The 19,981-nt window shown below is 61.4% G+C and carries 17 protein-coding genes; 12 read left to right on the forward strand and 5 right to left on the reverse strand.

Features of this window, described 5'->3' with window-relative positions; translation table 11 throughout:
* Window positions 1-43 precede the first annotated feature (43 nt).
* Window positions 44-811, forward strand: a complete 768-nt coding sequence (locus H6851_10230; GenBank protein MCB9943984.1) for a transposase — start codon at window positions 44-46, stop codon at window positions 809-811.
* Between the two features lie 515 nt (window positions 812-1,326).
* Here the strand turns inward: H6851_10230 and H6851_10235 are convergent.
* A complete protein-coding gene (locus H6851_10235) occupies window positions 1,327-1,809 on the reverse strand; it encodes a DUF2244 domain-containing protein (GenBank protein ID MCB9943985.1) in 483 nt (160 codons plus the stop codon).
* A 95-nt stretch (window positions 1,810-1,904) separates the two neighbouring features.
* On the opposite strand from H6851_10235, the gene nth reads away from it, so the two are divergent.
* The 11 genes from nth to H6851_10290 all read left to right on the forward strand — a co-directional run bounded on the left by nth (window position 1,905) and on the right by H6851_10290 (window position 13,305).
* Window positions 1,905-2,537: an endonuclease III gene (gene nth / locus H6851_10240; protein MCB9943986.1), complete on the forward strand. Its 633-nt coding sequence runs from the start codon at window positions 1,905-1,907 to the stop codon at window positions 2,535-2,537.
* 540 nt (window positions 2,538-3,077) lie between these two features.
* Window positions 3,078-4,337: an ABC transporter substrate-binding protein gene (locus H6851_10245; GenBank protein MCB9943987.1), complete on the forward strand. Its 1,260-nt coding sequence runs from the start codon at window positions 3,078-3,080 to the stop codon at window positions 4,335-4,337.
* A gap of 112 nt (window positions 4,338-4,449) precedes the next feature.
* The gene (locus H6851_10250; GenBank protein ID MCB9943988.1) at window positions 4,450-5,385 is read left to right on the forward strand and encodes a sugar ABC transporter permease; all 936 of its coding nucleotides are present in this window, start codon (window positions 4,450-4,452) and stop codon (window positions 5,383-5,385) included.
* The gene (locus H6851_10255; GenBank protein MCB9943989.1) at window positions 5,385-6,215 is read left to right on the forward strand and encodes a carbohydrate ABC transporter permease; all 831 of its coding nucleotides are present in this window, start codon (window positions 5,385-5,387) and stop codon (window positions 6,213-6,215) included. The genes H6851_10250 and H6851_10255 overlap by 1 nt, the downstream gene beginning before the upstream one ends.
* 31 nt (window positions 6,216-6,246) lie before the next feature.
* Complete coding sequence (locus tag H6851_10260) at window positions 6,247-7,872, forward strand: alpha-glucosidase (protein ID MCB9943990.1); 1,626 nt, start codon at window positions 6,247-6,249, stop codon at window positions 7,870-7,872.
* A 28-nt stretch (window positions 7,873-7,900) separates the two neighbouring features.
* Window positions 7,901-9,001, forward strand: coding sequence for a sn-glycerol-3-phosphate ABC transporter ATP-binding protein UgpC (gene ugpC / locus H6851_10265; protein ID MCB9943991.1), 1,101 nt, complete (start codon window positions 7,901-7,903; stop codon window positions 8,999-9,001).
* A 240-nt stretch (window positions 9,002-9,241) separates the two neighbouring features.
* The gene (locus tag H6851_10270; GenBank protein ID MCB9943992.1) at window positions 9,242-9,820 is read left to right on the forward strand and encodes an HNH endonuclease; all 579 of its coding nucleotides are present in this window, start codon (window positions 9,242-9,244) and stop codon (window positions 9,818-9,820) included.
* Between the two features lie 137 nt (window positions 9,821-9,957).
* On the forward strand, window positions 9,958-10,812 hold the full coding sequence (locus H6851_10275) for an ABC transporter permease (GenBank protein MCB9943993.1): 855 nt from the start codon (window positions 9,958-9,960) through the stop codon (window positions 10,810-10,812).
* Complete coding sequence (locus tag H6851_10280) at window positions 10,805-11,626, forward strand: ABC transporter permease (GenBank protein MCB9943994.1); 822 nt, start codon at window positions 10,805-10,807, stop codon at window positions 11,624-11,626. Before H6851_10275 ends, H6851_10280 begins: the two co-directional genes overlap by 8 nt.
* Window positions 11,623-12,702 (forward strand): ABC transporter ATP-binding protein, encoded by a 1,080-nt coding sequence (locus tag H6851_10285; protein ID MCB9943995.1) that lies wholly within the window; start codon window positions 11,623-11,625, stop codon window positions 12,700-12,702. The genes H6851_10280 and H6851_10285 overlap by 4 nt, the downstream gene beginning before the upstream one ends.
* Window positions 12,703-12,810: 108 nt before the next feature.
* On the forward strand, window positions 12,811-13,305 hold the full coding sequence (locus H6851_10290; GenBank protein MCB9943996.1) for a hypothetical protein: 495 nt from the start codon (window positions 12,811-12,813) through the stop codon (window positions 13,303-13,305).
* Here the strand turns inward: H6851_10290 and H6851_10295 are convergent.
* The 4 genes from H6851_10295 to H6851_10310 all read right to left on the reverse strand — a co-directional run bounded on the left by H6851_10295 (window position 13,295) and on the right by H6851_10310 (window position 19,958).
* Window positions 13,295-14,359, reverse strand: coding sequence for a Gfo/Idh/MocA family oxidoreductase (locus H6851_10295; protein MCB9943997.1), 1,065 nt, complete (start codon window positions 14,357-14,359; stop codon window positions 13,295-13,297). The genes H6851_10290 and H6851_10295 overlap by 11 nt on opposite strands.
* A 97-nt stretch (window positions 14,360-14,456) precedes the next feature.
* Window positions 14,457-17,933: a methionine synthase gene (metH, locus tag H6851_10300; GenBank protein ID MCB9943998.1), complete on the reverse strand. Its 3,477-nt coding sequence runs from the start codon at window positions 17,931-17,933 to the stop codon at window positions 14,457-14,459.
* Between the two features lie 91 nt (window positions 17,934-18,024).
* Complete coding sequence (locus tag H6851_10305; GenBank protein MCB9943999.1) at window positions 18,025-18,942, reverse strand: methylenetetrahydrofolate reductase; 918 nt, start codon at window positions 18,940-18,942, stop codon at window positions 18,025-18,027.
* Window positions 18,939-19,958: a metalloregulator ArsR/SmtB family transcription factor gene (locus tag H6851_10310; GenBank protein MCB9944000.1), complete on the reverse strand. Its 1,020-nt coding sequence runs from the start codon at window positions 19,956-19,958 to the stop codon at window positions 18,939-18,941. The genes H6851_10305 and H6851_10310 overlap by 4 nt, the downstream gene beginning before the upstream one ends.
* Window positions 19,959-19,981 lie beyond the last annotated feature (23 nt).

Genomic DNA, 19,981 nt, shown 5'->3' on the forward strand with positions numbered 1-19,981 from the left:
CACGAAATTCCTGACAGGCCCCAATGACGACGCCTTCAGCTACATGCGCAAACATGCGCTGGCAGGCTCCGTGATCGCCCGGCTGGAGGCGCATGACACCAGGACATTCGCCGATCGCGGCGCCTTCTCGGCCCATCTGGGCGAACTCGGTATCGATCAACTCGATGTTCACCCCGACCCGGTCAAAATCGCCACCGAGGCCGCACTGTGGGGCAGCATCCACCACCACGGTCTGCTGAACGATACCGTCATCGTCTCCGATGGCGCCGGACAGTTCCGCGTCGGCCAACATGCACTCTGTTGGGTTCATGCCGAGCGCCTGATCCACAAGCTCGTCGGCTTCAATGAAAGCCAAAGACGTGCCATCGATCTCCTCCGCCAGCTCGTCTGGTGGTTCTACGCCGATCTCAAGGCTTACAAACAAGCCCCGCAAAGGTCGCGAGCTGCCCAGCTCCGTGCCCGCTTCGACCGCATCTTCAAGCGCAAGACCGGTTTCGCCACCCTCGATCGCCTGCTCGCACGCCTGCATGCCCGCAAACCGGAACTCCTCCTGGTCCTCGACCGACCCGAAATCCCCCTGCACACCAACGGCTCGGAAAACGACATCCGCTGCCACGTCACCAAACGCAAGATCTCCGGCGGCACCTGGTCCGATGCCGGCCGTCAGGCACGCGATACCCTGCTCGGCTGCATGAAAACCTGCCAGAAACTCGACGTCTCCTTCTTCCAGCTCCTCGGCCACCGACTCGCCGTACCATACACGACAGAAATCCCACCACTCGCCCAGCTCGTCACCGCCGCCAAGGTCTGATCGCCCGGACTTTTGCACCGGTTACTATCCCTGTCATTTTTCGAACGAGGGCGGGTGCTCGATGATCAATCCGGCAGTTGTACTGGATCCATGCCGGCCGGGATTTCCATCAATGGATTCCCACCCCCGACATGGTGAATTGCAAGATGCGGGCCAGACATTGTCATGGAAATGAACGTGAAATAATTAATAGGAAAAAATAGAAAAAATGGAATCTATATATCAATAAAATCGAATAGTGTTGTGTAGAATTTTAACCTAGATAGCTCGCAATTTATTTTGAAATTCGCTTTTTTGTACCCATAAGCATAGCTTAAGCGTAAAATTTCGACCGATGGCATGGTCGCCTTTTGATAATGATTTTCAAACTGGTCGACGAAGGCTTGAAGTTGCCTGCTTCGACGATATGGAAGCGTCTGCGGCGAAAAAAAATCGACGACGCACAGCTGTGCAATCGAGATTTCGTAAAAAAACTCGACGGTTGACTGGCGGAATTTCGCGTGCCCGGGAAGGGGTCAGCGCGTGCCGGAACGGAAGCGCGCGAGTGCCTCGATGAGCGCGTCGGCGAAGTCGAGCCGGTCTTCCGGTGTCAGAAACTGTCCAAGACGCAGGTGATTGCCGTGGCTGCTGACGACGACAAGGCTCGTGCGCGAGGGCGGGCGATCGATCTCGACACGTGCCCAGTAGGGTTCAAGGCGCCAGCTTCGGGAATTACCCGAACCGTCAACGGCCTCGATGTGAAGGCCTTCATCATCGAGCGTGACGCGCTGGTGGCGCCGCGCTTCCCTTTGCGCCCAGCGGAATGCCACGAAAAGCAGGACGACATCCAGTCCGAGAAATCCCGAAATGGGCCATGCACCCATGGAGATGAAGATCAGGGACATCGTTGACACGACCAGACTCACCCCGCCCATCAGCAACACAAAGGTTCGTGGCGAAACCGGCTGGTTGGGGTAGAGGATGGCCTCGAAATGCTGCGTGGTCGAACGGTCGATCAAGATCGGTCTTCCGTGGTCGGGCGGCTGCCGGCGGCACTATGGCGATGCGGGGCACTCGCGCCAAGTCGAAACCGCAAAACGGAGAAATCAACACCATGCGCAATGTCGATGTCGAGCGATTTTTTGCCCGATTGTGCGAAACCAATCCCAATCCGCGTACCGAGCTGCACTATCGTGATCCCTTTACACTGCTTGCGGCCGTGATGCTGTCGGCTCAGGCGACTGATGTTGGCGTGAACAAGGCCACCGCGCGGCTTTTCGCCGAAGCGGACACGCCACAGGCGATGGTGGATCTGGGCGAGGAGAGAGTTCGCGACCTGATCAAGACGATCGGGCTCTTCCGCAACAAGGCCCGGAACCTGATCGAGCTTTCCCGCATCCTCGTGGAGCGTCATGGCGGCGTGGTTCCCAGGGAGCGCGAAGCGCTCGAAGCCCTGCCGGGAGTAGGGCGCAAGACGGCCAATGTCGTGCTCAACGAGGCGTTCGGCGAACCCACGATCGCCGTCGATACCCACATCTTCCGGCTGGGGAACCGAACCGGCCTGGCGCCCGGCAGGACGGCGCGCGAGGTCGAGGACAGGCTCCTCGAGGTCGTCCCGGAAGCCTATCGCAAGGGCGCGCATCACTGGCTGATCCTGCACGGCCGCTATGTGTGCAAGGCGCGCAGACCCGACTGCCCGAACTGCGCAGTCCGGGATATCTGCCAGTTCGGGGAAAAAGTCGAATGACGATGGACGGCCGACCGCTGCACGGGAAATTTACCATATGTCAAAATATTCGACATGTCTGGAAGGGTATTCCGTTCCACAATGCTGGAGCGACGCAGCTTCCGGTCATGTACAAGGTGTGGAATTGCCCGATTTGTCGCGAATAACGCCGCAAGTTATTTGGGTTTTTCAAAGAAAGCAATCATAAGGTAAATATAAATAGTTTTCAATCATCTTGAGCGATTGATACCGTTTCGGTGATCGCAATTGCCTGATGTAAGAGTTTGCGACATTCGCGGTTTCGGGCGAACTTTGCCAAGGTTGAAACCTGTGTGCTTCATGGACTGCCGTCCAATGGCGAAGTGCGGCGATCGTCACATGACGTCGCGAGAGGCGGGATCCGGCTCTCCGGTCCGGGGCAGTCCGCCGGTGCGGGACGACACCCCGCAATATCCGCCAACGATCCCGAGAGTGAAAATATGGGGTGGCCAACGCGAACAAACGCTACTATGCATTCCAAAGCGCTTTGGAACATATAAACAGGTTGCGAAAGGGAGGAACATGAAAGGTTCGCTTCGCACAAGCCTTCTTGCGTTGATGGCCTTTGGTGCCGTTGCCGGATCAGCTGGCGCGGCCCAACTTTCGGTTGTCAGCGGTGCCGTCGGCAATGACATTGAGGAACTCCGGCGCCAGCTCGACATTTTCGAGGAGAAGACGGGCAACACGGTCGAAATCGTGACCATGCCCCCGTCGACCACTGACCAGTTCTCCCAGTATCGACTGTGGCTTTCCGCCCAGAATTCCGACATTGACGTCTATCGCACCGATGTCATCTGGGCGCCGCAGCTGGCCGAGCATCTTGTCGACCTGACCGAGGCGGCGGCCGATGTGACCGGCGAGCACTTCCCGGCGATCATCGAAAGCCAGACGGTCGATGGCCGTCTCGTCGCGATGCCGATCTTCACCGACGCGCCTGCCCTCTACTACCGCAAGGACCTTCTCGAAAAGCACGGCAAGGAACCGCCGAAGACCTGGGACGAGCTCGCGGAGACGGCCAAAGCCGTGGTCGAAGGCGAGGGTTCTGCCGACCTGTTCGGTTTCGTCTTTCAGGGGGCCGCCTACGAGGGGCTGACCTGCGACGCGCTGGAATGGGTGAAGTCGAACGGCGGCGGCCAGGTCGTCGAGGCCGATGGCACGATCTCGATCAACAACGAGAACGCCGCAGCCGCTCTCGATCGTGTCCGGAGCTGGATCGGGTCGGTCGCTCCCGAGGGCGTCCTCGGTTACAAGGAGGAAGACAGCCGCGGTGTCTGGCAGACCGGGAATGCGGTCTTCATGCGCAACTGGCCTTATGCCTATGCGCTCAGCAATGGCGACGACAGCGCGGTGAAGGACAAGTTCGACGTTGTGCCGCTGCCGGCGGGCGATAATGACGGCGGCAGTGCGGCGACGCTGGGCGGCTGGAACCTTGCCGTTTCGCGCTATTCCGACGAGCAGGAAGCCTCCATCGAGCTGGTCAAGTTCCTGGCCTCGGCGGAGATGCAGAAGGAACGCGCGATCAATTCGTCGCGTCTGCCGACCATCGCATCCCTGTATGAGGACAAGGATATCCTCGCCGAGCAGCCTGTCATCGGCAAGTGGTTGCCGATCTTCCAGCAGGCGGTTCCGCGTCCCTCGGCACCGACCAAGGGCAATTACAACCAGGTCAGCCAGGAGTTCTGGACAGCCGTCCACAAGACCCTTTCCGGAGAAGGTTCCGGCGCCGACAATCTCGCCGACCTGGAAAAGAAGCTGAAGCGCATCCGCCGTTCGGGCTGGTGACCGCAAGCGTCGTCCGACCGCAATAGCGCGTGACGGCGGGGCGCCGGTGCGTCCCGTCGTCACTGCCCATCATGAAATCGCCTGAGGCGGATAGCGTTGGGGAGGGTTAGTCATGGCCGGTCAATCGCAATTGACCCAAGAAAAAGTCCGGGCAGCGTGGCTGTTCCTGCTGCCGATGATGGTCATCCTGGCCGTCGTGGCAGGCTGGCCGCTGCTGCGAACGATCTACCTGGGCTTCACGGACGCGAAGCTGTCCAGCATCAACAGCGCGCAGTGGATCGGTTTCGAAAACTACCTTTTCTATCTGGACTATGGCGATGGCGAAGGTGAGTGGATCGGTCTGCTTGCCGATCCGACCTGGTGGAGATCGGTCTGGAACACGGTCTACTTCACGATCATCTCGGTCACGCTGGAGACGGCACTTGGGCTGATCGTCGCCCTTGTCCTCAATGCCCAGTTCTTCGGCCGTGGCTTCATACGGGCGGCGATCCTGGTCCCGTGGGCCATACCCACCATCGTTTCGGCCAAGATGTGGGCGTGGATGATGAACGACCAGTTCGGCATCCTCAATGACCTCCTCATGAAGATCGGCCTCATCAGCCAGCCGATCGCCTGGACGGCTTCGCCGGACACGGCAATGATCGCGGTGATCATCGTCGATGTGTGGAAGACCACGCCGTTCATGGCACTGCTCATCCTTGCCGGCCTGCAGATGGTTCCGGGCGACATCTACGAGGCGGCGAAGCTCGACGGCGTCCATCCGGTGAAGACCTTCTTCAAGGTGACACTGCCGCTCATCCGTCCCGCGGTCATGGTGGCCGTCATCTTCCGGGCGCTCGACAGCCTGCGCATCTTCGACCTGATCTACGTGCTGACGCCAGGTACCGAATCGACCAAGACGATGTCGGTCTATGCCCAGGAAAACCTCTTCGCCTTCGACAACTTCGCCTACGGCTCGGCCGCATCGACGCTGCTGTTCCTGATTATCGCGACGATCACCATCGCCTACATCAAGATCGGCCGTCTCAATCTCGGTGGAGACAAATGATGACCAGGAATCCCCTGCATTTCATCGGGTTGTGGCTGCTGATCATAGCGATAGCGCTGTTCGCGCTGTTCCCCTTCTACTATGCCGTCATCACCTCGTTCAAATCCGGCTCGCAGATCTTCAAGGTCGACTATCTGCCGGTGTCGTTCAATTGGGACAACTATTTCACGGTGATGACGCAGGGGAGCTTTGCCCGGAACCTGCTGAACTCGGTCTTCGTGGCATCGGTGACCGTCATCATCTCGCTGCTGCTGGCCGTCACGGCCTCCTATGCCCTCGCTCGGGTCCGCTTCCGTGGTCGCGCGGTGCTGCTGTTCACCATTCTCTCGGTGTCGATGTTCCCGCAGATGGCCGTGCTGGCCGGCCTGTTCGAGATGATCCGCGGCCTGGGCCTGTACAACACGCCCTTCGCCCTGATCCTCTCCTACATGATCTTCACCCTGCCATTCACCGTCTGGGTGCTGACCACCTTCATGCGCGACCTGCCGGTTGAACTGGAGGAGGCGGCGATCGTCGATGGTGCGAAACCATGGAACATCATCTTCCAGGTGTTCATGCCGCTCATGTGGCCGGCACTGGTCACGACGGGCCTGCTGGCGTTCATCGCGGCGTGGAACGAGTTCCTGTTTGCCCTGACCTTCATCTCCAACGACAGCCAGCGGACGGTTCCGGTCGCCATCGCATTGCTCTCCGGCGCATCGGATCAGGAGATTCCCTGGGGTCCCATCATGGCCGCATCGGTGATCGTGACCGTGCCTCTGATCGTTCTGGTCCTGATTTTCCAGCGAAAGATCGTTGCAGGTCTGACTGCTGGTGCCGTGAAAGGCTGAGATCTTGCTCACCTTCGAACCTTCCATTCACCTGACACCCAGGGTCGGGCCCCGGTCCGACCTCTGGTGGAAGGGGGCCGTGATCTACCAGATCTATCCACGCAGCTTCGTCGACAGCAATGGCGACGGCGTGGGCGATCTGTCCGGCATCACCTCCAGGCTGGATTATGTCGCCAGTCTCGGTGTGGATGCGATCTGGATATCCCCTTTCATGAGGAGTCCGCAGGCCGACTACGGATACGACGTGTCGGATTACCGCGACGTCGATCCGATGTTCGGCACGCTGGCGGATTTCGACGAGCTGGTGGCACGGGCCCACGGCCTCGGGCTCAAGGTGATGATCGACTTCGTGCCGAGCCACACGTCGATCCGGCACCCGTGGTTCGCCGAGAGCCGCGCCTCGCGGGACAACCCCAAATCGGACTGGTATGTCTGGGCCGATCCGAAGCCCGACGGCACGGCACCCAACAACTGGATGTCGGTGTTCGGAGGGCCCGCCTGGGAATTCGACACGAGACGTGGCCAGTACTATCTGCATAATTTTCTCAAGGAGCAGCCCGATCTCGATTTCCACAATCCGGATGTGATCGAGGCCCTGTTGGCGCAGGCGGAGTTCTGGCTCCAGCGCGGTGTCGACGGGTTTCGCATCGATGCCATCGATTTTGGCGTCCATGATCCCGAACTCCGGGACAATCCTGCCCGACCGCCGGTGACCGACCAGCACGGCGCCACCACCCCCTTCAACATGCAGTACCAGTTGTGGAACAAGGCCCGGCCCGAACTGTCGGAGATGTTCTTCAAGCCGATCTTCAGGCTTTCGCAGCGCTATGGCGCGACATGCCTGCTGGGCGAGATCAGCGGCGACACGTCGCTTGAGCGCATGGGCGACTACAGCTCGGGCGGCGGTCTCGACATGGCCTACAGCTTCCAGCTTCTTTCCTGCAAGCTCGCGGAGATCCGGGGGCACATCGAGGAGGCGGAGGCGTTTCTCGGCGATGGCTGGGCCTGCTGGTCGTTCTCGAACCACGATTGCTTCCGGTCCGCAACGCGTTTCGGGGGCGCGCATCCGGATGACCGGTTGCGCAAGATGATCCCGCAACTCCTGTGTTCCCTGCGCGGCTCCATCTGTCTGTATCAGGGCGAGGAACTGGGGCTTGAGGAAACGGAGCTCACCTATGACCAGATCCACGATCCGGTCGGCAAGACCTTCTGGCCGGCCAGCAAGGGACGCGATGGCTGCCGGACCCCCATTCCCTGGAAGGCCCAGTCCGAGCATGGCGGGTTCACGACCGGCGCACCGTGGCTGCCCGTGGGATCCGTCAACATGGCGATGGCCGTGGACCGGCAGGAGGCCGACCCGCATTCGGTCCTCGGTGTCACCAGGACATTCCTGCACTGGCGGCGGGAGCATGACGCCCTGCGCACCGGCGACATCGAGTTCGTCGATGCGGGCAGGGGTATTCTCGCCTTCATCCGCCGCACGCCGGGCGAGACGCTCCTGAGCGCCTTCAACATCACGGACACGGATCGCTGCCACGAGATCGAGCTCGTTGCAGCGGATGCCGGATGTCCGACCGCAACCGGTGAGTTCAAGGACAATCGCCTGAGCTTGCCCCCTTATGGTGTGTTTTTCGGAAGAATCACCGACGCCTCATGATGGATCGTGTGATGGGAGGGAGAGAGCCATGGCCGCAATAAAGCTCGAAAACGTCAAGAAGTCCTTTGGCAATGTGCATGTCATCAAGGGTGTCGATCTCGACATCAAGTCCAACGAGTTCATCGTGTTCGTCGGTCCGTCCGGATGCGGGAAGTCGACGCTCCTGCGGCTGGTGGCCGGACTGGAGGACATCACTTCGGGTGAGCTTTCGATCGACGGAAAGGTCGTGAACAGGCTGGCTCCGTCGGATCGTGGCATCGCCATGGTGTTCCAGTCCTATGCACTCTATCCGCATATGACGGTCTACGAGAATATGGCATTCGGTCTCAAACTGGCCAAGACAGATCCCGGTGAGGCTGACGGGAAGGTACGGAATGCCGCCCGTATCCTGCAGCTCGAACACCTGCTGGAACGCCTGCCCAAGCAGCTTTCCGGAGGCCAGCGCCAGCGTGTCGCCATCGGCCGGGCGATCACCCGCGATCCCAAGGTCTTCCTGTTCGACGAGCCGCTGTCCAATCTTGATGCCGCCTTGCGCGTGCAGATGCGTATCGAGATTGCCAAACTGCACCACTCGCTCAACGCGACGATGATCTACGTGACCCATGATCAGGTCGAGGCCATGACGCTGGCCGATCGGATCGTCGTGCTGGAGGCGGGCTACGTACAGCAGTTCGGCTCGCCTCTCGATCTCTATCATCACCCGCAGAACCGTTTCGTCGCCGGGTTCATCGGCAGCCCGAAGATGAATTTCCTCCCGGCGGAACTGGTCGCCACCGAGAGTGATCGGGCCCAGATCCGCACCCATGGCGGCGCGACGCTCTCCGCTCCGATACGCGCCCATGGCTCGGTCAAGGGGAATGGCTACGAACTGGGAATCCGGCCCGAGCATCTTGTCGAGGGCGGCGGCGGCGATGCCCAGATTTCCGGCCCGGTCGTGGCGGTCGAGCATCTCGGGGCGGAAACCTACCTTTATGTCGACATGGGGCAGGAACTGCCGCTGACGGTCAAGTCCGCCGGCAACAGCACGACGCGCCCCGGCGACACCATCCAGATCGGTATTCCCAGTGGAGCCTGCTATCTGTTCGACAAGGACGGTAAGGCGTTCGACCGGCAGGCGTATGATGGCTGAGTGGTAACCTCCCTGCCACTCGGTTAGCGGCCCCCGTGACCCCATATCCGGGGGCCGCACCATTTCAAAGGGACAGGCTTCCGGCACGGGAGGAATCTTGCCGCCCGGCTCTGTCTTGAAAGCGTCATGGAACTCGTATAGTTTTCTACCTGTCAATATCATCCATTTGGTGAATGGATAGCCTGTGGAGGGCGAGGTCTTGAGATTTCCTGTGTTCATATTCCTGAGTACGAGAGCCTGATGTACAGGCCGGAGCGTCATACGTTGTCGCTTTCGGCCTTTCCCGCACTGGTGCTCAATGCCGACTACCAGCCATTGAGCTATTTCCCGCTGTCTCTCTGGAACTGGCAGGAATCGGTCAAGGCGATCGTTCTCGATCGTGTTGATGTCGTATCATTATACGACCGGACCATTCGTTCGCCGGGGAGTGAATTGTGCCTGCCGAGTGTGGTGGCGTTGAGAGAATATATTCCACAAAGCCGCCGCCCGCCATTCACGCGCTTCAACCTGTTCCTGCGCGACCGGTTCACCTGCCAGTATTGCAGGCAGCCTTTCCATGCGACCGATCTGACCTTCGATCATCTGATCCCGCGCAGCCGTGGCGGGCGGACGTCCTGGACCAACATCGTCACGGCATGCAACCGGTGCAACCTGCGCAAGAGCAACCGGTTGCCCGGGGAATGCGGCATGCACCCGATGCACCGCCCGGAGATGCCGACAACCTGGCAATTACAGCAGAACGGCCGGGCATTCCCTCCCAATTTTTTACATGAAAGCTGGCGGGATTACCTCTACTGGGACAGCGAGCTTGAAGAGTGAAGGGGAGGCCATGCGGCTTGCCGGGCCGCATTGACAAATCCCGGTTGAACCGTTCATCTCGTCGCAGGAGACTCGCCGAGGGATAACCGGACTTGGAAAGTTGGCGTGAACAACCGTGGGTTTTTGTGGGCTTCGTGATGCCCGCCTTCATCTGGTTGTTGCTGTTCTTCCTGGTTCCTCTCGGGATGGTCTGGGTGCTGGGTTTCGGCGAGCGGACCGGACCGGTCGACATCCAGATTACCTGGACATTCGGCAATTATATCAAGGCGTTCGATTCGATCTATCTGTGGTTGTTCGCCAAGACGCTCCTGATTGCCGCAATCGCCACCATTCTTTGTCTCATTGTCAGCTTTCCCCTTGCGCTTGCCATCAGCTTCGCCACACCGGCAACCAAGTCATTATTGCTCATGTTGGTGATCCTGCCATTCTGGACCAATCTGCTGATCCGCACCTATGCGTTGATCGCCGTGTTGCGCAGCAAGGGCTATGTGAATTATGGGCTCGAATATCTGTGGCTGGGCGCAAAGTCCATCGCGGCTCCATTGGGACTGGACGCCTTTCTCGGTGCCCGCTTCCAGCCGGTCGAATTGCTTTACAGCAATACAGCCGTCGTTTTCGGTATCGTCTATGTCTACCTGCCCTTCATGGTGCTGCCGCTCTATGCCTCGCTGGAACGCCTCGACCGCTCCCTGCTCGAAGCCAGCCTCGATCTGGGCGCGAGCCAGTGGCGCACATTCTGGTCCGTCACCGTGCCGCTGGCCGCCCCGGGCATCGTTTCGGGCATCATACTGGTATTCATTCCCGCTCTGGGGACCTTCCTCATTTCCGACCTGCTTGGTGGACCCCACAGCGAGCTCATCGGCAATGTGATCGAGCGACAGTTCAAGGCGGCCAACAACCTGCCACTGGGCTCGGCCATGTCGTTCATCCTGCTCTACCTCACCTTCGCGGCGCTGATCCTCCGGGCGCGCTGGAGCGAACGCGATGGCTGAGCGCAAGGGCGTTCTCGACTATGGCCGCCAGTGGTGGGTGCGGATCTGGATGCTCTGCGTCTTCGTCTTCCTCTATGCGCCCATCGTCATCCTCGTCGTGTTCAGCTTCAACGACAGCAAGCGCAACATCGTCTGGCGCGGCTTCACCCTCGATTATTACTACAAGGCGATTTCCAACAGTTCGCTGATTGAAGCATTCACGAACAGTATCTTCATAGCGATCATCTCGACGACGGTAAGTACCGCGATGGGTGCATTGATCGCCCTGGGCTTGTGGCGCTTCCGGTTCCCCGGCCGGTCCGTGCTGGAAGGGCTCAACGCATTGCCCATCGTCATTCCGGAAATCTGCATGGGTGTGTCGTTGCTGGTTCTGTTCAACCGCATCGGCTGGCCCAACGATCTGCCCTGGCCGTTCAACCTCGGCCCCATCGTCATAGGCCATGTCGTCTTCAGCTTTCCCTTCGTCGCCGTTGTCGTCCGTGCGCGCATGGAGGGATTCGACCGCTCGCTGGAGGAGGCGTCGAAGGATCTGGGCGCATCGGAATGGCAGACCTTCCGGCGCGTCACCGTGCCCTACATGAAGCCTGGACTGGTCGCAGGCGCATTGCTGGCGATGACCCTGTCGCTGGATGATTTCGTGATCACCTTCTTCACCAGCGGTCCCGATACGCTGACATTCCCGATCAAGGTCTATTCAATGGTCCGGTTTGGTGCGACGCCGGAGGTCAATGCCGCGTCCACGGTGCTGATCCTGATCACGCTTCTGCTCACCGTGGTGGCGATGCGCCTGCAAAAGCCGGAGAAAGTCGCATGATCGTCCGGATCGAGGATCTCACCAAGAGCTTCGGCACGTTCAGGGCGGTCGATCATGTGAGTCTGGATATTCCCGAGAAGTCCTTCTTCGCCCTGCTGGGGCCGTCGGGATGCGGGAAAACGACCCTGTTGCGGATGATTGGCGGTTTCGAACATCCCACATCCGGCCGCATTCTCATTGACAGCGAGGACATGGGCAGGGTGCCACCGAACCGTCGTCCGGTGAACATGGTTTTCCAGTCCTATGCCGTGTTTCCGCATATGACCGTACGCAAGAATATCGCCTATGGTCTCGAAGTGACCGGCGTCGCCGCGGGCGAGGTGGCGCGGCGGGTCGACGAGGCGGTCGCCATGGTTCGCCTCGACGGCATGGAGGATCGGCGTCCCGACCAGTTGTCGGGCGGTCAGCGCCAGCGTGTCGCGTTGGCGCGGGCGCTGGTCAAGCGACCGAAGCTGCTGCTGCTCGACGAGCCGCTGTCGGCACTGGACAAGAAGCTGCGCGAGGAGATGCAGTTCGAACTGCGGCGGTTGCAGCAGGAAGTGGGGATCACCTTCGTCATCGTCACCCACGACCAGGAGGAAGCGCTCGGCATGGCGAACCACATCGCCGTCATGAACAAGGGGAGCATCCTGCAGATCGCTCCACCAAGGGAACTCTACGAACATCCGAGACATCGCTTCGTTGCGGAATTCATTGGTGCGTCGAACGGTTTCGAGTGCGACGTGGTGGCCATCGACGGCAATACCGCGCGGGTGACGAATGCCGATCTGGGGGAAATCACCGTCGAACGCGCCGACACCTCCACCAGAGAAGGCATTCTCATGGTGCGCCCGGAAAAGCTGCGTCTCGATTTCTCCACGCCGGCAGCGGTCGATGGCGAGGTGATGCTCGATGTGGCCATCGAGCAGATCGCCTATTATGGCGACCTTTCCTTCGTCTATCTGCGGACCGACAGCGGCAGGCGCCTGGCCTGCAGCCGCTACAACGTCAATCGCCTCGACCGCGACGACCCCGCGCCCGGCTTTCGCTGCCGTGTGGGCATTCATCCCGATGACCTTCTTCTGGTCGGGGAATGATGTGCATGGTGATTTTATCGAAAATTTGATGGGACGCCGATAATTTAACTCTAAATCAAGACTACATGGCGAGAATGGCATTCGTCTCCAACTGACGAGGCGTTCCAAATGTCAACTTACTCCGCTCATGAAATAGTCTCGCCACGTTCGTCAATGGTCTCGCGAAGTGCAGCAGCACGCGTCCTTCTGGTCTCCGACGATCCCCGTTGGCGCCAGGCGTGCTATCGCCGTTTCCCCATCAGCATGGAAACGGCCTGGGTATCGCTGCTCGACAGCGCGCTGGCCGAACTCGACGTGCAATCCTTCGATGTCGTCGTGGTCGATACCAGCCTTCCCGATGCGGCGCCCGACCGGAACCTTCCGATTCTCGAACGCATGGCCCGCCGCCTCCCGGTCATTGCCGTCGTGCATGACGACCTCATTCACGCCTGGGCGCTGGAGCGGCGCGAGAGGGTTTCCCTGCTGAGGGTGCCGCCGGAAGCTGGTATCGAGCAACAGGCGTCGATGATCGCAGGCCTGGTCGCCGAGCAGCTGCATCCGACGGTGCGGCACGCGCCGAGGACGGAGCGCCATCATTTCATGTCGAAGACTGTCAAAGGTTGACTGGCCGACCTTCCCGGATCGACCTTTCGGCGGCTTCGCCCATGGCCACCGCACGGCTGCCGTCCTCGACCGTCACTTCGGGTCTGCCCCTGCCGCGGATCATGTCGAGGAACCGCCGATGCTGGTAATAGGTGGCGCCGTGATGGTCCCCCAGTTCAAGCAGTGACGGATCGACCGCGATCGTCTCGCGCTGAAGCGGCAGGCTGGTTCCCATGCGATGGACCGGCGCACGCTTGCCGATGATGAAGCTGGATGACGGGATGCCGCATTCGATCTTGCCGAGATCGCCCGTCACCGCGATTTCCTCCTGGTCGCGACTTGCCTCGGCGAACATGCAAAGATCGAGCATGGCGCGCGAACCGTTGTCGAAATCGACGACGACGAAGGCATTGTCGATGATGTCCGGTCTCTCTCCGCCATAGTCCTCATCGAGATGGTTCACGTCCTGACCGCCCGAGGCATAGATCCGCGACGGCTCGGCCGACAGGATCAGGCGCATCAGGTCGAAGAAGTGACAGCATTTCTCCACCAGTGTGCCGCCCGTGTTGCGGGCGAAGCGGTTCCAGTTGCCGACCTTGGGCAGGAACGGGAACCGGTGTTCGCGAATGGCCACCATGTGCGGCCGGCCGGCCGTGCCCTTGCGCACTTCCTCGATGAGACGGGCGACCGGCGGCATGTAGCGGTATTCCATGGCGACCCAGACCGGAGCGGTCCGGCCGGCGACATGACGGCGGATCATCCTGCAATCGGCGGAGGTCGTGCAAAGGGGCTTTTCAACGAGAATGGGAAGATCGCTGTGCAGCACGTCCGTGAGGATGGCCGCATGGGTGTGGTTCGGGCTGGCAATGACCAGGGCATCGACCAGGCCGGAATTCAGCAGATCGTCATGGGTGGCGAACGAGGCAGCTCCGCCGGCTGCTACTGCCGCCTTCCGGCGCATGTCGTCATCCGGATCGGATACGGCGGTGACTGCCGTTCCATCGATGGCACGAAGGTTGCGGATATGCTCCTGGCCCATCATGCCCGAGCCGATGATCCCGTAGCGCACGGTCATGATGGCCTCGCCATGTCCTGTTCGTCCCCGGTTGCCGTCTTCTCATGCGCGTTCATGCGACCGCTGGCAAGGCGGAGCGCGCAGGCAGGCGGTTCGCTCAGACGTTGAAGTAACGGGCCTGCGGGTGGTGCAGGACAATGGCACTTGTGCTCTGTTCCGGATGAAGTTGCCATCCGTCGGAAATCTCCACTCCGACACGGTTGGCGCCGAGCAGGTCGAGCAGCGGAATCTGGTCGGCCAGGGTCGGGCAGGCGGGATAGCCGAAACTGTACCGCGATCCCCGGTAGCCCTGCTTGAGCAACTGGCCCATGTCGCGCGCATCGTCGCCGGCGAAACCCAGTTCGGCGCGGATGCGCGCATGGACATATTCCGCCATCGCCTCGGCCAGTTCCACACCGAGGCCATGCAGGCGCACATAGTCCTGGTAGCGGTCGGCGGCGAACCACTGGCGGGCGACTTCCGAGGCCCGCTGGCCGACGGTGACGACCTGCAGGCCGATGATGTCGCGCTCGCTGTCGTCGATGTCGCGCACGAAGTCCGCAATGCAGAGCCCGCCTTCCTTGTTCTGCCGGGGCAGCATGAAACGGCAGAGTTCGGTGTCTCCGTCCTCTTCGAACAGGATCAGCTCGTTGCCGCGTCCCGCCGCCCGGAAATAACCGTAGGCGGCCTGGGGCTCGAAGATGTCTTCCTCTTCGGCCTCGCGAACGAGATCGGTGAGGATCGGGCGCAATTCCTTCTTTGCCCAGCCGAGGAAGTCTTCGAGGCGCTTGCCGTTCTTCTTGTAGCCCCAGTGGAACTGGTAGAGCATGTTGTCGTTGAGATAGGGCAGCAGGGCCTTCACCTCGACATGCTCGATGACCCGTGCACCGAGGAACGGCGGTTCGGGCGACCTGATGCCGACCTGGAGTTCGTTGCGGCGCAGGCGCGTCCCCTCGACATCCACGGGGCGCATCAGGCTCTGCGGGTCGAGATGTTCGAGCGTGCGCTGCTTGCGCCGCGATGCGGGCTTGCGCGATGCCAGATGCTCGTCGAGCTTGCCGCGCGCCACAAGGTCCATCAGGTGCAGGCCGTCGAAGGCATCGCGGGCATAGGCGACCTTGCCTGTCCCGTACGCTTTCGCGCAATCGTCCTCGACATAGCCGCGGGTAAGTGCGGCTCCGCCGAGAACGACCGGAATGTCCAGTCGTTCTCGCGTCATTTCCTCAAGGTTCTCACGCATGACCACTGTGGATTTGACCAGCAGGCCGGACATGCCGATGGCATCGGCGCCGTGTTCCCTTGCCGCCTCGATGATGTTCGACAGTGGCTGCTTGATGCCGAGGTTGATGCAGCGATAGCCGTTGTTGGTGAGGATGATGTCGACGAGGTTCTTGCCGATATCGTGGACGTCGCCCTTGACCGTGGCCAGCACGATCGTGCCCTTGGTCGAGCCTTCCACCTTTTCCATGTGGGGTTCGAGGTGGGCCACGGCCTTCTTCATGGTCTCCGCCGACTGGAGCACGAAGGGCAGCTGCATCTTCCCGGCTCCGAACAGCTCGCCGACGGTCTTCATGCCGGAAAGCAGATGCTCGTTGATGATCGTCAGCGGCGGGATCGTCTGCATGGCTTCGTCGAGATCGGCTTCGAGTCCGTCCTTGTCGCCATCGACGATGCGCTGGGCGAGCCGTTCCTCGACCTTGTCGCTGCGGACCCTGGCCGTGGACGCGGCCGCCTTGCGGTCGGCAAACAGGGCCATGAAGGCCTGCAGCGGGTTCCTGCCGTCGCGCCAGTTGTCGAAGATGAGGTCTTCGGCGGCCTGAACCTCATCCTGGGGAATGGCATGTAGTGGCAGAATTTTCGATGAGTGGACAATGGCGCCGGTCATGCCCCGCCGCGTCGCATGGTCGAGCATCACCGAATTGAGAACATGCCGGGCAGCAGCATTCAAGCCAAAGGAGATATTCGATAAACCCAGGATGATCTGGATATCGGGAAATTCCTTCGAGATCGCCTCGATGGCATCCAGCGTCCACAGGCCAAGCTTGCGATCGTCCTCGTTGCCGGTGCAGATGGTGAAGGTCAGCGGGTCGATGAGCAGGTCGCTCGGTGGCAGGCCATGCTCCCCGCAGGCGAAATCCACCAGCCGCCGGGCGATGCGCACCTTGTCCTCGGCCGTCTTGGCCATGCCGGCTTCTTCGATGGTGAGCGCGATCACGGCCGCGCCATGCTTGCGCGCCAGCTTCATGCGCGCGGTGGGAGCATCCAGCCCGTCCTCGAAATTGATCGAATTGATGACGCCCTTGCCACCATAGAGCTCAAGGCCGGCTTCGAGCACCTCGATCTCGGTGGAATCGAACACGATGGGTGCGTCGACGAGGCCGCGCATGCGCTCGGTGACGGCGATCAGTTCGGCCTTTTCGTCGCGGCCGACAAAGGCCGTGCACAGGTCGAGCGCGTGTGCGCCTTCGCGTACCTGTTCCTTGCCCATGGCGACACAGCCATCCCAGTCCCCGGCCTCCTGCAACTGGCGGAACTTCTTCGAGCCGTTGGCGTTGCATCGTTCACCGATGGCGAGCCAGGCGTTCTCCTGACGGAGGTCGACCGCCGAGAACAGCGAGGCGAGTTGCGGTTCACGCATCACCTCGCGCGAACGCGGAGTCGGCCTGAAACCGTCATCGGCGAGGTCGCGCAGCATCGTGTCCAGGGCGGCGATATGGTCGGTGCCGGTGCCACAGCAGCCGCCCACCATGTTCACCCCGTCCTCTTCGACGAAACGGCGAAGCCAGATCGCGAGTTCGTCCGGGCCCAACGGGTAATGGGTGTGACCGCAGCGCAGTTCGGGCAATCCGGCATTGGGCTGGACCGAGAGGAATCCGTTCCATCCATGGGAAAGCTGCCTCAGGTGTTCGGCCATCTCCTTGGGGCCGGTCGCACAATTGAGACCGATGCCATCCACGCCAAGCGCGCCGATGATGGTCAGTGCCGCCCCGATATCGGTGCCAACCAGCATCGTCCCCGTTGTCTCGATGGTCACCTGAACGAGAATGGGCACCTCGTTCCCGCCTGCCATCGCGATGCGCGCGCCGTTGACTGCCGCCTTCACCTGCAGGGGGTCCTGACAGGTCTCGATCAGCAGGGCATCGACACCTCCCTCGACGAGACCGGCGGCCTGCACGGCGATCGCCTGCTCGATCTCGCGATAGGCGATGTGGCCGAGCGTGGGCAGTTTCGTGCCGGGACCGATGGAGCCGACCACGAAGCGCGGGCGGCCGTTGGCAAGGCGTCCGGCAGCCTCGCGGGCAAGGCGGGCGGCGGCAAGATTGATCTCGTGTGCCCGTTCGCTCAGTTCGAATTCGCCAAGGGTGATGGGCGAACCGCCGAAACTGTTGGTCTGGACGACATCGGCTCCGGCTTCGAGATAGCCTTGATGAATTTCGCGAACGATATCCGGGCGGGAGATGTTCAATATCTCCGAGCAATTCTCCTGGCCGAGAAAATCCTCGTGGAGGTCCAGGTCCCGATTCTGAATCTGGGTTCCCATGCCGCCGTCACACAAGAGGACATGATGCCTGGCGGCATCGAGAAATTCCGACATGGTTTCCTCGTCTTTCGTCGTAGTGAACATGGTCCCCGGTCGCGGCACCGGGGTTTGTCGATCGCCGCCGTCCGTCCCGTCCGCGCGCGGATCAGGCGGCCATGGGACGGGTCTCGCTGCGGCCGAGCAGGCGAGCCGTGGCGACCGTCAGCCCGGCCCTGTTGAGCGCATAGATGTGCAGGTGATCGAACCCTTCGGCCACGAGGCGCCGGCACTGTTCGGCGGCCACACTGGCGGCGACCATCTGGTGCAGGGATGTGTCCGGCTCGACCCCGTCGAACAATTTCTCCAGCCATGCGGGGATGGAAGCTCCGCAACGCTTCGAGAAGTTGCTCACCTGGCGAAAATTGTGGATAGGCATCACGCCCGGTACGAACGGCGCCGCGATACCGCGTCCGGCCATGGCATCGCGAAAGCGCAGGATCGCATCGAGATCGTAGCAATACTGGCCGATAACCCGTGCGGCACCGGCGTCGACCTTGCGGGCGAGGTTGTCGAGGTCGGCCTCGCTGCTGGCGGCTTCCGGATGAACCTCGGGATAGCAGGCCACCGAGATGTCGAATCGGTGGCGTTTCATCAGGCCCGCCACCAGATCGCCGGCGAAGGCGTAACCGCCGGGCGTGGGTTTGTAGTATTGTGCATCCTTGGGCTTGTCGCCACGCAGGGCGACGATCCGGTCGATTCCCGCTTCCCAGTAGATGTCGGCCTGCTTGTCGATTTCCGCCGCCTTGCGTCCGACGCAGGTCATGTGGGCGGCGACCGGCAGGCTGGTCGCCTTGCGGACCCGCTGGACCACGTCGAAGGTGCGGTCGTTGTCCGTACCACCCGCACCGCAGGTCACGGTGTAGAAGCTCGGATCGATGGCCCCGAGCTGATGCAACTCGTCTTCCAGGTCGATATCGGCGCTCGATGTGCGCGGCGGGAACAGTTCCACCGAAATGCGGGTGTCGGGCAGCGTCCGGTCGAGCGACCATTCCTGCTCGGAGCGTTCAGGCGAAGGGGTGGTCATGCGGCGTTCTCCTCGAGAATACGCAAAACATTGGTCTCGTGGCGGTCCCGGCTGCCACGGCCGGCATCATCCGGCAGCCGTCCGATCCAGACGCAAGTGGTGAATTTCGACCCGTCGATAACGATTGGTGGGGCCATCTCGATGCCGAGCTCATCGAACCATGCCGCCATCTCGTCATCGCTGAAGCCCAGCCGGCGGTGCGCCTTTTCGCTGCGCAGCCACTCGGCATCATGGCGGGCGAGGTCGATCACCACGAGGCGGCCATCGGGTTGCAGGACACGTGCGGCCTCGCTCAGGGCTGCGAACGGATCGTCGGCGAAGTGCAGGACCTGATGCAGTGTCACGCCATTGACGCTCCGATCCCGCACGGGCAGGGCGTACATGTCGCCATGGCGGACCTGGCAGTTGCGGGCTTCCAGGCGGTCCAGATTGGCCCGGGCCACCCGCAGCATGTCGTGGCTGGAATCGATCCCCAGGCCGGTAGTGATCTGCCCCGCGAGGATCTGCAGCACGCGGCCGGTGCCGGTGCCGACGTCGAGCAGGCGGTCGCAGCGCCGTTCGGAAAAGATGCGTCCCAGGGCAGCCTCGACGCGTGCGACGTCGATGGTCAGGTCGGCGTCATGATCCCAGCTTTCGGCACGCGAACTGAAATAGCGCGCGGCCTCCTCGCGGCGGGTGGCGCGGATGGCGGCCAGCCTTTGCCGGTCCTGCACCAGCAGTTCGTCGCCCTCGGGGAGAAGACGGCACAGGCTGCGCGCAACCCGGCCGCCGGCACCCGACTGCGCCCGGCGATAGAACACCCAGCTTCCCTCGCGAAAGCGCTCCAGCAGCCCCGCCTCCGCCAGCAGCTTCAGGTGACGGGAAATGCGCGGCTGGGACTGGCCCATGACCTGACAGAGCTCGCTGACCGTCCATTCGCCCTGGGCGCAGATGGCCAGCAGCCGAAGCCGCGATTCCTCTCCCGCGGCACGAAGGCCGGCGAGAAGCTGGTCGAGGCTGAATGGCGTATCGGGCATGACGCTGCATCTGTCACATGACT

This window comes from Geminicoccaceae bacterium (genome assembly GCA_020638465.1).
Classification (GTDB): domain Bacteria; phylum Pseudomonadota; class Alphaproteobacteria; order Geminicoccales; family Geminicoccaceae; genus JAGREO01.

Excerpts from the sequence above, each read along its gene's own strand:
- metH (MCB9943998.1), bottom strand. The coding sequence starts at position 17,933 with ATGTCGGAATTTCTCGATGCCGCCAGGCATCATGTCCTCTTGTGTGAC.
- H6851_10255 (MCB9943989.1), top strand. The coding sequence starts at position 5,385 with ATGACCAGGAATCCCCTGCATTTCATCGGGTTGTGGCTGCTGATCATA.
- H6851_10290 (MCB9943996.1), top strand. The coding sequence starts at position 12,811 with ATGTCAACTTACTCCGCTCATGAAATAGTCTCGCCACGTTCGTCAATG.
- H6851_10285 (MCB9943995.1), top strand. The coding sequence starts at position 11,623 with ATGATCGTCCGGATCGAGGATCTCACCAAGAGCTTCGGCACGTTCAGG.
- H6851_10275 (MCB9943993.1), top strand. The coding sequence starts at position 9,958 with ATGCCCGCCTTCATCTGGTTGTTGCTGTTCTTCCTGGTTCCTCTCGGG.
- H6851_10280 (MCB9943994.1), top strand. The coding sequence starts at position 10,805 with ATGGCTGAGCGCAAGGGCGTTCTCGACTATGGCCGCCAGTGGTGGGTG.
- H6851_10305 (MCB9943999.1), bottom strand. The coding sequence starts at position 18,942 with ATGACCACCCCTTCGCCTGAACGCTCCGAGCAGGAATGGTCGCTCGAC.
- H6851_10250 (MCB9943988.1), top strand. The coding sequence starts at position 4,450 with ATGGCCGGTCAATCGCAATTGACCCAAGAAAAAGTCCGGGCAGCGTGG.
- H6851_10310 (MCB9944000.1), bottom strand. The coding sequence starts at position 19,958 with ATGCCCGATACGCCATTCAGCCTCGACCAGCTTCTCGCCGGCCTTCGT.
- H6851_10230 (MCB9943984.1), top strand. The coding sequence starts at position 44 with ATGCGCAAACATGCGCTGGCAGGCTCCGTGATCGCCCGGCTGGAGGCG.
- nth (MCB9943986.1), top strand. The coding sequence starts at position 1,905 with ATGCGCAATGTCGATGTCGAGCGATTTTTTGCCCGATTGTGCGAAACC.
- H6851_10295 (MCB9943997.1), bottom strand. The coding sequence starts at position 14,359 with ATGACCGTGCGCTACGGGATCATCGGCTCGGGCATGATGGGCCAGGAG.
- ugpC (MCB9943991.1), top strand. The coding sequence starts at position 7,901 with ATGGCCGCAATAAAGCTCGAAAACGTCAAGAAGTCCTTTGGCAATGTG.
- H6851_10245 (MCB9943987.1), top strand. The coding sequence starts at position 3,078 with ATGAAAGGTTCGCTTCGCACAAGCCTTCTTGCGTTGATGGCCTTTGGT.
- H6851_10270 (MCB9943992.1), top strand. The coding sequence starts at position 9,242 with ATGTACAGGCCGGAGCGTCATACGTTGTCGCTTTCGGCCTTTCCCGCA.